Here is a 13,880-nt window from a genome sequence, read left to right as displayed (position 1 = left end):
AGGGGTACCGTTTTGTTATCCGGTTTGAAGCCGTATGACCACTCCCTTTTGTGGGCAACTGTCAGGTGAATACCATCTCCATACATGGACAAAGCCGTAAAAATGAGATGACAATTTATTGGCCATTCCACCACTTACACACCCTATGTCGCTCAAAAATACCCCCTAACCCTGCATTATATATAGACGGTTGGCATCACTTTATATTAAATATATGAGCATATCATGAATTAAAGATGGGCGTTAAGTAATAACGCCCCTTTAGTATGATACTATATCATATAGCAAGAGTTTAATTAGCAATATACATGTTTACGAATGGCCTCACTAACTTCATTCTTGAATATAGTAGGCAAACATAGCACATCATCCAAGATGGGAGCTATAATATTTTTATTGATATCTTCACGAATACCACTTCTTGCATTTTCAGAGTATTCATTAATAAGAGCTAGCAAACTACACTCACCAGGATCGCTTACTCCTCTTCCTATAATGGAGATTAACATATGAATCCCATCTTCATACTTACCGTCATCTTTCAAATATATTTTTGCAAGTTTAAATGCAGCCCCCAAATGTAAATGGCTATTGTGAGAGGCTAATTCAAAAAACTTAATTGCATTATCCCGGTCCTTATCATTATGTAACGCGATACAACCTCGACGATAACTTATATCATCATCATAAGAACTTGATAAGTAACTATTTCTATAGGAGTTCATAATTTCCATGCATTTATTTATGTCTGCATTTACTCCATCACCAATGTGATAGATATATGCTAGACGACATAGGATTTCTGGGTCTCCAGAACCAATACATTGGTTATACCAAAATTCAGCTTTTTCAAGATCCTGAGAAACTATGCTCCCTTGTGCATAGCGAGTTCCTAGTACAAATTGAGCCTTGCTATCACCTGATTTAGCAAGCGAAATAAGCTCATCTAAAGATATGTCATCTAAATAAGTGCAATAAGGAACTTCTGTGTACTTCAATAAATGATAGTCGCTAACCAAATAATACAGCAGGCTAGATATCTCACAAAGCTCAACGTCTAGTTTACCAGCCCGGTAGCAACTCCAATACAATTTTGCCAATTGCAGATTGGCATTTTTTATTCCATGTTTAGACACATAATCAAGCTGGCTTCTTATATCTTCAATATCATTGAAAAATCTATCTTTATACAATTCAAAATCTTCATGGTCATTGGCCAAAGATCACAAATCCCTTTCACAGACAGTAAATATTTCGCGGCAGGATAGTTTCCATATGCAGCAGATGCTAGCATCTCTAATCCATCGCTACAGCTCGCATCTTCATTTAACAGTATGATGCTGGCCTTATATTTAGCTTCCATACTGCCTTTTTTTGCTGCTTCGAGATAATGCCCCCAATCTGGCCCTATTTCATATTCACGTCCTCCAATCTTAATGTTCTCAAACAGAGTATTATCAAGGTTGTCTCCCAGCCAACAGTAGCACATGTCTCCAATTTTCACTTGCGCCTGAATATGCCCGGCATCTTTTGCTTTATTTAAAAACTCAAATGCCATATTGAGATCACGCTCTATCTTATATTTTTTGTAGCTTTTTAGATGCATTAATCCTAATTGATATAACGCATCAATATTTCCCTGTTCGGCCGACAGTGTAAATAACCTATTTGCATACACATCAATTTCTGGCCCTTCATTTCTATTGACCAAATGAATACCCATTTTCAATTGGGCAAGTGGATGGCCATTTTTCACTGCCAACTCAAGCCATTCTATTGATTTTTTTTCATAGCTTTTCTTGGCCGTTTTTTCACTTATCTTCAAACACAGTTGAGATAAGTTATACTGTGCGTTGCCATTTCCATTTTCAGCTGATTTTGTATAACAATATTCTGCTTTATCGTCATCCTTAGGTATTAAAACCCCTTCGTCATAAATCCATCCTAGTGTAAAGTAGGACAGGACACACCCACTATTCCCAGCTTTCCAAAAATACTTAATTGCTTTATTAATATTTTGAGTTACACCATGCCCATGAAAAAAGCACATGCCAAGTTTTAAATTTGATTGAGGGTGGCCACGCAACGCCGCAATCTCATATATCTCAATCGCTTTTAGAAAGTCAGCATTTACGCCGATCCCAAATTCGTAAGAAACTGCCTCTTGATATTTCTGCTTCATGAACTTTTCTTTTTCTATCATATCATGTGCAGCATTATCGCCAGTGTATTCCCCATATGTCATGACAACCTCCACGTATCCATTTAGTCAACTTAATCTCAATCTATCATCTTCAGAATCTTGTTTAATTACATTTCAGCATAAGTATGAGCTCTGTAACATTTATCCTAGCTTTATAGCTGATCATCCACGCAACACATGCTCAATGAACCTGGCAAGGCGGGGTTTCGCATCAAAGCCTTGCGCACATACTCATCACTATCAAAAAGTAACTTGTTCATCTGTTCCGGTTTTAGTAGCGGATTACTTGCCGCTGACATACGGATTAAAGGACTGTCATCAGAAACAAATTGAATCAACATCCAGGATGGCAATGCACGATTAGCAGCCGCCGCAGCCAAAACCCTTATATCATCGCGGTTTGCCCGCTCAAGCAATTGTATCAATAACGCTTGAGAAACCTCCGGGTTACCAGCAATACCGACACGGACATCTTCTGCTTCATCCAGAGATAACACGTTTAATACGGATAAGGGGGTTGTGGGATTACAAGCCACATTTGCACGGACATGTCTATCCGCATCTGTGGATAATGAAATGAGCACTATTGTGGGGGTTAACGGATTTCTAGCTACGGCAGCTCTCTGTACAACATTAGTATGATTCGATAATTCGCTGAGAGTGCTAGGTTGAATGACAGCACTGCTGATAGCTAATTCACTCACATCCTCGTCATCATCGTGAGCTAGTCGAGTAATTGCTTCAATAGGAGTTGCAGGATTTCCAGCGACATAATAACGAACACATGAATCATCGTCCATGGATAGCTTTTTTAACTGCTCAGGCGTAGTCAATGGATCTCGAGCTGCCCCTATCCGCTCTTCATCTGTTAGTGGTTCCATTTTTAATGAATCAATTTTTAGGTATACATTCATATCAACTATTCCATAGTTGTATTATTGTTTGCAGAAAAATCATCCTGATAGACCTCAACCAACTCATGTTTACTAATAGCAGGGACTTGCATATTACTAAATACGATTTCTCCTGAGTCAGCATCGCGTATGAATTTCCAATCGTTAAACCCTATTGTTGAGTCATCAATATAATATGGCCATTGTGCACCTATATTATCACCAAGCCAGATTAGTGCTGATACCCGATCAGCCATACTTTCCAATGAGAACCCCAACATACACATAGTTCTCTGAATTAACGAATGCAGTGAAATTATTTCCATTGTTACTTCCATGATACAGATAGGTCTTTGTTGTGGAGGTACTGCTATACGACCTTATGAAATGGAAACGAATGATGCTAGTACAGTTTTCGTCAGCCAGTGTTGAGGTTGTTCCTATGCAGGTGCGCACAGCCATGATAGTGCTCGACATGTGCCAGGTAGTCCGTGGATTGCAGCAAGTGGAATACCCCATTTGACAAGCTCCCGGTGGAATACTTGGCCAGATAGATAACTGGATCAGATGCACCACGCCAGTGGTGCAACATTGAAAATTGCTATCGAGCTATCCTGTCTACCTGGGAGAGCCAGCGCCGAAAGATCTATGGACAATCCTCGCTATACGAGAATGATGTAGCCACATCGTTACCTGTTAGGCGACGAGTGCGGTGCAAGTTGCATCTGGCAGTAGACCCGGCCACTCACGATATCGTGGCGATGGAAGTGTTATTGGAAAATGTCCATGATGCCGAAGCTCAACCCACTGCGACGCTCGCTGGTAGAGACGGCGATGTATCGGTTCAAGCAGTTGATGACGGGCAAAATCAATCTGCGACATACAACGCTCAGGTAGAGGACATGACGATGTATGTGGGCGCTATAAACAAACTGAATAGTCTTGGCTTACCGGTCACAAACCAAAGTGTAACAGCTACTTGGGGAAGGAAAATCTGCGTTTTCTGATTGTTCTGCCCCTCCCTGAGCAACTGTATCAATCAGCAAATACCACTATTGATGGGTGGTAGCGAGCCATCATCGTTGCTATGACCATGAAGCCAGCAACACTAAATGGTGCAACTAACTATTCACGGCTCCAGCATCTACCCAGAAAGTAACCGGGTTGATGTATTAAAATTGGGAGAACAGATGGGTGACCTTACACATAAGGCGCGTAAGGCGCGTATGACAAGAGTAAGAAACGACCCATTCTATACTCTCCACAACAAGTACGCCAACGATAAACTCACACTAAAATCGTTCACGAAAAAAAACCTAACTCTTTGTTTTATATGGTGCCGATAAGGGGAATCGAACTCCTGACCTTCGCATTACGAATGCGCTGCTCTACCAACTGAGCTATACCGGCTTGTAGCTATCCACATTCATTAAAAATGACCGGCAAGTCAATTGAGCCAGCTCGATTTTATGAGTTGGCTCATGGTGTTATAGCCCGATTTACAGATCGGTAAACTCCGGGATATGGGCGCGACCGCGACTCTCGAGGAAATCGAGCAGGGCGCGGGGGGAGCGTACCAGGATCCGCTCTTGCGGGAAGCCCGCTTCGGTCACCAGACGGTGGCAGTGATCAAAATCGCCGAGGCTGAAAGCGACATGGGAATCGGAGCCGAAAGTGAGATAGGCTCCCAGATCTCGCGCTGCTTCAACGATGGCGCGGCAGTTGCCTTCACTACCCGGGCGCGAGTGAATGAAGGAGGAGTTGTTGATCTCCAGCGCCACCCGATAGTCCGCAGCCGCCTTGACCACAGCCTGAATGTCGATGGGAAATGAAGGGTTGCCCGGGTGGCTGATCATATCGACCCGGCCGCTCTTGATGGCGTTGATCATCGCCTGGGTGTGGGTAGCCTGATCGCAGGGAGGGAATACCTGCTCATGAAAACCCGCCATGATCATGTCGAGGCGCGACTCATAGCGCTCGGGAAAATCGATCTCCCCGTCGAGGTTTTTGATGTTGGCCTCGATACCCCGCAGGATCCCTACCCCATCCACCACTCTTGGCAATATCGGCAAGTTGGCAAAATGCCAGACATGAGGGGCATCGGCCATCTCGGGCCCGTGATCCGTGGTGGCAAACAGCTTGATCCCCTTGGCCTTGGCTATCGGCAGATAGTCGTGGATGGTGCTGTAGGCATGGGTGCTGGCAATGGTGTGAGTGTGGGTATCGACCGGGTACTTCATCTTCTCTCCCCTCATATTTTTAAAGGGCAGCATAGCAAAGAGCGGCAGCTTGGGCCACGCTGGCACTTGCCACACTTTGTCACAAAATACCGCGAAGCTGACATAGTCTGAGGGGCTCTGGCTGGCATACTGCCCCCGTCGATACATGCCTGAACTCGCATCGACAGTTTGCCGTCAGGATGACGCGAACTCACTTTCCCCACCGTCGCGCCCTGCGGCGGTTTTTTTTGCCTGCAAACCGGTAACAGACGCACAAAAAAAGGCCCAACTAGCATGGTGCAGGTTGGGCGAGACTTAATGTTTAATTGCAGTGGCACAGATATAGAGTCCTGCTTTTTGACTAAGTTCCGCCCACTTTGCTTTTTTCATCGAAAAACATTCCGCTAACACTCATTCACATTCTCTTGACACTTCACGTTATGAAACGTACTTTTTAAACATTCGTTTAAGTGAGGTGTCCAGTGAGTAAAATCGATACCAAAAACCGTATTCTCGACGCCGCTGAAGTGCTGTTTGCCGAGCGGGGATTCGCCGATACCTCTTTGCGTCTGATCACCAGTGAGGCCGACGTCAATCTGGCGTCGGTGAATTATCACTTCGGCTCCAAGAAGGAGCTGATCCAGGCGGTGCTCGACCGCTATCTGAGCCTGTTCATGCCCGATCTGGATACCCGCCTGCGGGTACTGATGGAGCAGGATCAGCTGACCCTGCTGCAACTGTTTGAAAGTTTTGTCGAGCCGCTGATGAAGCTCTCGGCGGTGCGGGCCAACGGCCCAGCCATCTTCATGCAGTTGCTGGGACGCGGCTATATCGACAGCCAGGGCCACCTGCGCCGCTTTATCACCGCCCACTACGGCCCCATTTTGCAGCGGATCACCCAGGCCATCTCCAAGGCCAATCCGGCCCTGTCGCCGGCAGATCTCTTCTGGCGCCTGCACTTCACCCTGGGCACCGTCGTATTCACCATGGCCTCTGCCGATGCGCTGCGCGACATCGCCCTGGCCGACTTTGGCCAGCAGCTCGATGTGGAAGGGCTGGTGCGCAACGTTATTCCTTATCTGGCGTCCGGAGTCGGGGCGCCCGTGGAGTCGACCAGGCTCTCCCTGGCCGTGTAGCAACCAACAATAAATCAACGGAAACAGTGAAATAGAAGGAACTTCGGTATGATCACATTGCTTGTCCTGCTGGTGCTGGCGATAGCCGTTGTGCTCGGCGTACCCTCCATCCGTAAAAAGGTGGTAACCCGTCCGGTGTTCGGCATCTTCAAAAAAATATTGCCGCCCTTGTCAGCTACCGAGCGGGAGGCCATGGAAGCCGGCTCCGTCTGGTGGGATGGCGAGTTGTTTCGCGGCAACCCCGACTGGAAAAAACTGCACGGCTACGGCAAGGCCGAGCTGACCGCAGAGGAGCAGGCCTTTATCGACAATCAGGTCGAAACCCTGCTCGCCATGGTCGATGACTTCAAGATTGTCAACGAAACCAAAGACCTGCCGGAACCGGTGTGGGACTATCTGAAGAAGGAAGGCTTCTTCTCCCTGATCATCCCGAAATCCTATGGCGGCCGCGAGTTCTCGGCGATTGCCAACTCCACCATCGTCACCCGCATCGCCACCAAGAGCTTGAGCGTGGCGGTCACCGTCATGGTGCCGAACTCCCTCGGCCCGGGCGAGCTGCTGATGCACTACGGCACCCAGGCCCAGAAAGATTTCTGGCTGCCGGGGCTGGCCAATGGCAAAGAGGTGCCCTGCTTCGCCCTGACCGGGCCGGAAGCGGGCTCCGATGCAGGTGCCATTCCTGACAAGGGGATCGTCTGCAAGGGGATGCACAAGGGTGAAGAGGTGCTGGGTATTCGCCTCAACTGGAACAAGCGCTACATCACTCTGGCGCCGCGCGCCACCGTGCTGGGGCTGGCGTTCAAGCTGTATGACCCGGAAAAACTGCTGGGTGACAAGGAAGAGCTCGGCATCACCTGCGCGCTCATCCCCACCAGCCACCCGGGTGTGCGCGTCGGCGATCGCCACTACCCCATGGGTCTGGCGTTCCTGAACGGCCCGACCTTCGGCAAGGATGTGTTCATTCCGCTCGACTGGATCATCGGCGGCCCGGATTACGCCGGTCGCGGCTGGCGCATGCTGGTCGAATGCCTCTCCGCCGGTCGCGGCATCTCGCTGCCTGCCCTGGGCACCGCCTGTGGTCACATGGCGAGCCGCACCGTGGGCGCCTACTCCTATGTGCGCAAGCAGTTCGGCATGTCCATCGGCAAGTTTGAAGGTGTGCAAGAGGCGCTGGCCCGCATCGGCGGCCTCACCTATCAGCTGGAAGGGGCCCGTCGCATGACCGCAGGTTCCCTAGACTTGGGTCAGGCACCGGCCATCGTCACCGCCATCTCCAAGTACCACATGACCGAAATGGCGCGCCAGATCATGGATGACTCCATGGACATCCACGCCGGCCGCGCCATCCAGCTGGGCCCGAAAAACTATACCGGCTACGCCTACATGGGTATTCCGGTCGCCATCACGGTGGAAGGGGCCAACATCCTGACCCGCAACCTGATGATCTTCGGGCAAGGAGCCACCCGCTGCCACCCGTACGTCTTTGCCGAGCTGGAAGCAGCGGCTGACACCGACGTGGAGCGCGGTCTCGAGAAGTTTGACACCCTGCTGATGAAGCACATCGCCTTTGGCGCCGGCAACTTCTTCGGTTCCCTGTTCCAGGGGTTGACTCTGGGTCAGTTCAACAGCGCACCGGTAGCTGGCGAAACCGCTCGCTACTACAAGCAGCTGTCTCGCATGAGTAAAGGGCTGGCCCTGTGCGCCGATGTCTCCATGCTGATGCTGGGTGGCGATCTCAAGCGCAAGGAGATGATCTCCGCCCGTCTGGGTGACGTGCTGAGCCATCTCTACCTGGCCTCCGCCACCCTCAAGCATTACGAGGATCAGGGCCGCATGGTCTCCGATCTGCCGTTCGTGCAGTACGCGGTGGAGCGCAACCTCTACCTGATTGGCAAGGCGTTCGAGGGCTTCTTCCAGAACTTCCCGAACAAGGTGGTGGGTGCCGTACTCAAGCGCGTGGTGTTCCCGTTCGGCGTCGGTTACAAAATGCCGGCCGACGATCGTTGCCACGCCATCTGTCTGGCCATGATGAAGCCGGGCGAGTTCCGCGACCGTCTGACCGCTCTCTGCTATGTCGGCAAAGACGAGGCGGATCCGGTCGGTCTGATGGAGCGCGCCTTCCAGGCCATGGTCGCCGTGCAGCCCTACGAGAAGAAACTGGTGCAGGCCCAGAAAGAGGGCAAGCTGCCCCGCAAACTGGCGCTGCCGGAACTGGTGGAAGCCGCTTTGGCCAAATCGGTGCTGAGCAAGGACGAAGCGGACAAACTGCTGGCCGCCGATGCCCTGCGCTATGAAGCCATTCAGGTAGACAACTTCGCCCCGGGCGAGCTGGAAGGCTTCTCCCAGCAACCAAACAAGCAGCCAAACAAGGTCGAGCACGCAGCCTGATCCCCTGGCAAACCTGTACCAAACCGGCCCTAGTGGCCGGTTTTTTTGTTTGTTAACCATGCATTTACAAGCCGGGAGAATTCCAGTTAAATGCTTGAGTCCCTGTTGCAGGGGCTTTGGAAGCAAGGCCAGCGGAATGGCCGATAACAACAACTCAGGAAGAGTGAATGAACCTCGCCAAAACGGCGATCGAACGCCCCATCTGGGTGGCGGTCTCGATCGTGCTGATTTTCCTGCTGGGCCTGCTCAGCATCCGGGGACTGCCGATCCAGCTGTTCCCCGACATCGACCGTCCACACCTCAACATCTCGGTGAGCTGGCGTTCAGCCTCGCCCCAAGAGATGGAGTCGGAGATCACCGACCCCATCGAGCAGGAGATGCAGGGGATTCAGGGGCTCAAGAGCCTCACCAGCGAGAGTTATCCCGGCTTTACCGAAATCGACATGGAGTTTGCCCTCGGCACCGACATGCAACGGGCCCAGCTCGATGTGATCTCGCGGCTGAACCGGGTCTCGGGATTGCCGGACAAGATCGGCGGCCCCTACGTCAACAACTACAGCAGCAACGATACCCTTACCTTCTTCTTCATCCAGCAGCTGCCCGGCGCCAAAGGGGTGATCGATGATCATCAGGCGTTGATCGAGGCGAGGGTCAAACCCGAGCTGGAACGCATCGAAGGGGTCTCGACGGTCGCAGTCGAGGGGATCAACGAGCGCCAAATCCAGATCCGCTTCGACCCCTATCGCGCCGCCGAGCTGGGGGTGGAGATCCCGGTGCTGGCCAGCCGGGCCACCACCGGCTGGGACGTGTCGGCCGGTACCCTCGACATCGGTCGCTGGGAGTACAAGCTGCGCTTCGCCGGTCGCTACGATGTCGAGACGCAGGGGGACAAGGTGGTGGACTGGCGCGATGGCCTGCCCATCTATCTGCGGGATGTAGCAGAAGTAAGGGTTGCTAGGGAAGAGAATCCGGTGCTGCGGATCCAGAACGGCAATACCGCCATCGCCGCCCAGATCTTCAAGGAGAGCGGCGCCAATGCCCTGGCCTCCCTTGAGGCGATCAAGGCCCGAGTGAACGAGCTCAACCGCGAGGTGCTGGAGCCGGTCGGGCTGCACATGGAGCAGTCATTCGATGCCTCCCTCTACATCAATCGCGCCGTCAGCATGGTCACCGCCAACCTGGGGCTCGGGGTGCTGCTCTCCTGCGCCATCCTCTGGCTCTTCCTGCGCCAGCTCAAGGCGACCCTGATGATTGCCCTCGCCATCCCCATCAGCATCATGCTCACCTTCTGCCTGCTCAAGGTGATGGATCGCACCCTCAACATCATCTCGCTGGCGGGCATCGCCTTTGCCGTCGGCATGGTGCTCGACGCCGCCATCGTGGTGCTGGAGAGTATCTACCGGCGCCACGAGCGGGGGGATTTGAACAAGGCGGAGGCGGCGCTCGAAGGCACACGTCAGGTGTGGACGGCGCTGGTCGCCTCCACCCTCACCACGGTCGCCATTTTCCTGCCGGTGCTGCTACTCAACGATGTGGAGGGTCAGCTGTTTGCCGATCTGGCGCTGACCATCGCCTGTGCCGTGACGGTCTCCATGCTGGTCGCCGTCATCGTGCTGCCCGCTGTGGCGGCGCGCTGGATGGGGCGTGAAACGCTGACCGATCCCTATGAGTCGCTGTGGCAGCGCACAACTCGTCATGTGATCCGCTGGACCTCGACCTCACGCCAGCGCTGGACGGTCATCACCCTGATGATGAGTCTGCCGGCCCTGGCCACCTGGGCGCTGCTGCCGAAGATGGACTATCTGCCAGACGTGAAACGGGACGCGGTGGATGTCTGGATGAACTTCACCCCCGGGGTCAACCTCAAGGCCCAGCGCGAAGAGGTGATCGATACCCTGATCGCCCGCCTCGCCCCCTACATGAAGGGGGAGAAAGAGCCTGCTCTCAAGAACTACTACATCTTGCGCTACCCGGGGGGCGCCCAGATTGGCGTGCGCCCCAAGGACGAGACCCGCATCAAGGAGCTGGAGAGCCTGTTGATGAAACAGCTGCTGGTAGGCATTCCCGACACCCGGGTGTTCGGTGGTCAGGGTTCGCTGTTTGGCGGCTTTGACAGCGAGAACGGCGTCTCCCTGCTGCTGCAGGGAGGCAACCTGCCCGAGCTCTATCAGGCGGCCCGAGCCAGCATGGGGATCCTCAGCAAGGACCTGCCGGGAGCACAGATCCGGCCCGAACCGAGTCTCGACTTCACCGCCCCCGAGCTCAAACTGGTACCGCAAGATCGGCGTCTCGCCGAAGTGGGCTGGGATCGCACGCCCTTGCCCACCATCATCCAGACCTTTGGCGACGGCTTGCGAGTGGGCGAGTATTTCGACGGCGAGGATCGGCTCGACATCATGCTGATGGGGCAGAGCTCCGCCAATCCGGACGAACTGAAGGCAGTGCCGCTGGCCACCCCCTCCGGGCGCATCGTTCCCCTTGGCGAGCTGCTGCGGGTGGAGCATGACATGGGCCCGGCCAGCATCTTCCGGGCCGATGGGCGGCGCAGCATCAGCCTGCAGATAGCGCCCCCGGCAGGCATGACCATGGAGCAGGTGCTCGACACCCTGAAAAACCGCAGTTTTGCCGCCATCCGCCCCCTGCTGCCCGCTGGTGGCGAGCTACGCATTGCCGGCAACGCCGACAGCCTGCAACAGGCGCTCGACAATCTGGGGACCATCTTCCTGTTCGCCGTGGTGATCCTGCTGGTGCTGCTGTGGGGAGTGTTTGCCTCCATCAAGGATGCCCTGCTGGTGCTGCTCACCCTGCCCCTTGCCTCGGTTGGCGGCGTGCTGACGCTGCAACTGAGCGGGCTGCTGGTGCCGCTGCCGATGGATCTGCTCACTATCATCGGCTTTGTCATCCTGCTGGGACTGGTGGTCAACAACGCCATCCTGCTGGTGCATCAGACCCGCACCGCCGAGCGGGACGGCATGAGCCGTCAGCTGGCGGTGGCCGATGCCCTGCAAAGCCGGATGCGCCCCATCGCCATGACCAGCCTCACCAGCATCTTCGGCATGCTGCCGCTGATGCTGAGCCCGAGCGAGGGGAGCGAAATTTACCGCGGGCTCGCCACCGTCATTGTCGGCGGCATGAGCTGCAGCACCCTGTTTACCCTGATCCTGTTGCCTGCCTTCCTGCGTCTCGGGGAGCAGGTGGCGATCCCACAACCCCTGCGCCAGCGGGCCTGAGCAAGGAGCTCATTGATGACACATATGATTACCCGAATGTTGGCTGGCGCTGTGCTGATTGCAGGCAGTGCGCTACCGGTATTGGCCGATCAGGGCAAGATGGTGACCCTGGCGGATGTGACCCAAGGGGATGCGGCCGCCAATATCTGGGTCAGCGGCACGGTGGCGAGTCGCCAGCAAGCGGCGCTCAGCGCCGAAGTGAGCGGCCGGGTGGAGTGGATCGCCGAATTTGGCAGCAGGGTCAAAAAAGGGGACGAGCTGCTGCGCCTCGACAGCGCAGCACTGCGCCTCTCGCTGGAGCAGGCTCGCGCCGAGCAGGCGAAATGGCAGAGCAACCTGCGCTTCGCTCGCGCCGAATCCCAGCGGATCACCCGGCTGCACCAGCAAAAGAGCGCCTCCCAAAGCCAGTACGACAAGGCCAGTTACGATGTGGAGCAGGCCGCGCTGGCCGAGCGACTGGCCGCCATACAGGTGAACCAGATTGAGGAACAGCTGCGCCGCAGCCACATCTATGCCCCATTCGACGGGGTGGTGAACAACCACTTCATCCAGCCCGGCGAGCATGTGGACGCGGGCGAGCAGGCGCTGGAGCTGGTCAACCCGGATCAGCCGGATATCCGCCTGCAGGCCCCCATCCTCTGGGCCCAACAGCTGGCGCCGCAAACCCGGCTTCGGGTGGAGGGGGAGCAGCTGAGCGGTCACGGCATCTACTACCAGCGGGCCGCCAGCGCCGATCCCAAATCACGGCTGATCGAGCTGCGCCTCAAACCGGAAGCGGGCACCTTCATCATCGGCTCGCCGGTACGGGTTGCCCTGCCACTGGGGGAGCAACAGAGCATGCTGCTGCCCCGGGACGCCCTGGTGCTCGGCACCGATGGCAGCGTGGTCTATCAGGTGGCGCAAAGCGGTAAGGCGCTCAAGGTAAATCGGGTGCCGGTCACCGTGCTGTTTGGCGACAGCCAGCAGGTGGCGGTGAGCGGCGCCCTCAAGCAGGGGGATCGGGTGGTGGTGCGTGGCGCGGGCAGCCTGCAGGATGGCGACACCATAGCGCTGTTCAAGGGCTAACCACGCCCGACGCGGGCTGGCCAATCTTTGCCCGCTTGGCCCGGGACATACAGCCAAACGGGCCACAGTTTGCTATCTTGGCGGCCATCACTCGCGTTTAGAGCAATCAACACCCATGAGCATTATTTTGGGCATCGATCCGGGTTCGCGGATCACCGGATACGGGGTTATCCGGGTCGTGGGCGGCAAGGCCGAATACTTGGGCTCTGGCTGCATCCGCACCGATTGCGGCGAACTGCCGGAGCGCCTCAAGCAGGTCTATGACGGGGTGTGCGAGATCATCACCCAGTTCAAACCCACCGAATTTGCCATCGAACGGGTCTTTATGGCCCGCAATGCCGACTCGGCCCTGAAGCTGGGGCAGGCACGGGGCAGCGCCATCGTCGCCGCAGTCAACGCCTATCTGCCGGTGAGCGAATACTCAGCCACCCAGATCAAGCAGGCGGTGGTGGGCACCGGCGGCGCCGCCAAGGAGCAGGTGCAGCATATGGTGACCCACCTGCTCAAACTCTCCGCCACCCCTCAGGCCGATGCGGCAGATGCCCTCGGCGTGGCACTGTGCCACCTGCACACCCGCCAGAGCCTGATCAAGATGGCAGGCCGCGCCAGCAGCTCGGTACGTGGCCGCTATCGCTGAGCCCTTGTATCCCCCACGGCTCATCCCGGTATCGCTAAATAAAAAAACCGCCCCGGCTAGTCGGGACGGTTTTTTATATTTCCCCACATAACGGGGCCATCACTGATGG

The 13,880-nt window shown here is 54.7% G+C and carries 10 protein-coding genes, 1 tRNA gene and 1 pseudogene; 6 read left to right on the top strand and 6 right to left on the bottom strand.

The annotated features are described in order from the left end of the window. Window positions 1-296: 296 nt before the first annotated feature. The 4 genes from ACTG1P_RS20005 to ACTG1P_RS19990 all read right to left on the bottom strand — a co-directional run bounded on the left by ACTG1P_RS20005 (window position 297) and on the right by ACTG1P_RS19990 (window position 3,422). A complete protein-coding gene (locus ACTG1P_RS20005) occupies window positions 297-1,220 on the bottom strand; it encodes a tetratricopeptide repeat protein (protein ID WP_440002050.1) in 924 nt (307 codons plus the stop codon). Then, window positions 1,154-2,245 carry a tetratricopeptide repeat protein gene (locus tag ACTG1P_RS20000; RefSeq protein WP_440002049.1) on the bottom strand — a complete coding sequence of 364 codons (1,092 nt, stop codon included), beginning with the start codon at window positions 2,243-2,245 and terminating at the stop codon, window positions 1,154-1,156. Before ACTG1P_RS20000 ends, ACTG1P_RS20005 begins: the two co-directional genes overlap by 67 nt. A 110-nt stretch (window positions 2,246-2,355) precedes the next feature. Further along, complete coding sequence (locus ACTG1P_RS19995) at window positions 2,356-3,117, bottom strand: hypothetical protein (RefSeq protein WP_440002048.1); 762 nt, start codon at window positions 3,115-3,117, stop codon at window positions 2,356-2,358. A 5-nt stretch (window positions 3,118-3,122) separates the two neighbouring features. After that, the gene (locus ACTG1P_RS19990) at window positions 3,123-3,422 is read right to left on the bottom strand and encodes a hypothetical protein (RefSeq protein WP_440002047.1); all 300 of its coding nucleotides are present in this window, start codon (window positions 3,420-3,422) and stop codon (window positions 3,123-3,125) included. 372 nt (window positions 3,423-3,794) lie between these two features. Here ACTG1P_RS19990 and ACTG1P_RS19985 point away from each other — a divergent pair. After that, window positions 3,795-4,103: pseudogene (locus ACTG1P_RS19985) on the top strand (hypothetical protein); the annotation flags it as partial. A 327-nt stretch (window positions 4,104-4,430) separates the two neighbouring features. Here the strand turns inward: ACTG1P_RS19985 and ACTG1P_RS19980 are convergent. Then, window positions 4,431-4,506 (bottom strand) — tRNA-Thr (locus ACTG1P_RS19980). An 89-nt stretch (window positions 4,507-4,595) separates the two neighbouring features. After that, window positions 4,596-5,336, bottom strand: a complete 741-nt coding sequence (locus ACTG1P_RS19975) for a phosphatase (RefSeq protein WP_440002046.1) — start codon at window positions 5,334-5,336, stop codon at window positions 4,596-4,598. Between the two features lie 461 nt (window positions 5,337-5,797). Here ACTG1P_RS19975 and ACTG1P_RS19970 point away from each other — a divergent pair, with 461 nt between their 5' ends. The 5 genes from ACTG1P_RS19970 (at window position 5,798) to ruvC (ending at window position 13,771) form a co-directional block, all read left to right on the top strand. Continuing rightward, entirely contained in the window at window positions 5,798-6,451 is a 654-nt protein-coding gene (locus ACTG1P_RS19970) for a TetR/AcrR family transcriptional regulator (RefSeq protein ID WP_058055798.1), read from the top strand. A gap of 48 nt (window positions 6,452-6,499) precedes the next feature. Further along, complete coding sequence (locus tag ACTG1P_RS19965) at window positions 6,500-8,839, top strand: acyl-CoA dehydrogenase (protein ID WP_440002045.1); 2,340 nt, start codon at window positions 6,500-6,502, stop codon at window positions 8,837-8,839. A 167-nt stretch (window positions 8,840-9,006) separates the two neighbouring features. Continuing rightward, the gene (locus ACTG1P_RS19960; RefSeq protein WP_440002044.1) at window positions 9,007-12,069 is read left to right on the top strand and encodes an efflux RND transporter permease subunit; all 3,063 of its coding nucleotides are present in this window, start codon (window positions 9,007-9,009) and stop codon (window positions 12,067-12,069) included. A gap of 15 nt (window positions 12,070-12,084) precedes the next feature. Further along, window positions 12,085-13,134, top strand: a complete 1,050-nt coding sequence (locus ACTG1P_RS19955) for an efflux RND transporter periplasmic adaptor subunit (protein WP_440002043.1) — start codon at window positions 12,085-12,087, stop codon at window positions 13,132-13,134. A 115-nt stretch (window positions 13,135-13,249) separates the two neighbouring features. Further along, window positions 13,250-13,771: a crossover junction endodeoxyribonuclease RuvC gene (gene ruvC, locus ACTG1P_RS19950; protein ID WP_005334512.1), complete on the top strand. Its 522-nt coding sequence runs from the start codon at window positions 13,250-13,252 to the stop codon at window positions 13,769-13,771. The last annotated feature ends 109 nt before the right edge of the window (window positions 13,772-13,880 follow it).

It is taken from the genome of Aeromonas sp. 11P (genome assembly GCF_051920165.1).
GTDB lineage: Bacteria > Pseudomonadota > Gammaproteobacteria > Enterobacterales > Aeromonadaceae > Aeromonas > Aeromonas veronii.
This window is presented reverse-complemented; position numbering and strand designations above follow the sequence as displayed.

Bases quoted from the DNA above. Each gene is read 5' to 3' on its own strand.
- ruvC (WP_005334512.1), top strand. From the start codon at position 13,250: ATGAGCATTATTTTGGGCATCGATCCGGGTTCGCGGATCACCGGATAC.
- ACTG1P_RS19955 (WP_440002043.1), top strand. From the start codon at position 12,085: ATGACACATATGATTACCCGAATGTTGGCTGGCGCTGTGCTGATTGCA.
- ACTG1P_RS19990 (WP_440002047.1), bottom strand. From the start codon at position 3,422: ATGGAAATAATTTCACTGCATTCGTTAATTCAGAGAACTATGTGTATG.
- ACTG1P_RS19965 (WP_440002045.1), top strand. From the start codon at position 6,500: ATGATCACATTGCTTGTCCTGCTGGTGCTGGCGATAGCCGTTGTGCTC.
- ACTG1P_RS19995 (WP_440002048.1), bottom strand. From the start codon at position 3,117: ATGAATGTATACCTAAAAATTGATTCATTAAAAATGGAACCACTAACA.
- ACTG1P_RS19960 (WP_440002044.1), top strand. From the start codon at position 9,007: ATGAACCTCGCCAAAACGGCGATCGAACGCCCCATCTGGGTGGCGGTC.
- ACTG1P_RS19975 (WP_440002046.1), bottom strand. From the start codon at position 5,336: ATGAAGTACCCGGTCGATACCCACACTCACACCATTGCCAGCACCCAT.
- ACTG1P_RS20000 (WP_440002049.1), bottom strand. From the start codon at position 2,245: ATGACATATGGGGAATACACTGGCGATAATGCTGCACATGATATGATA.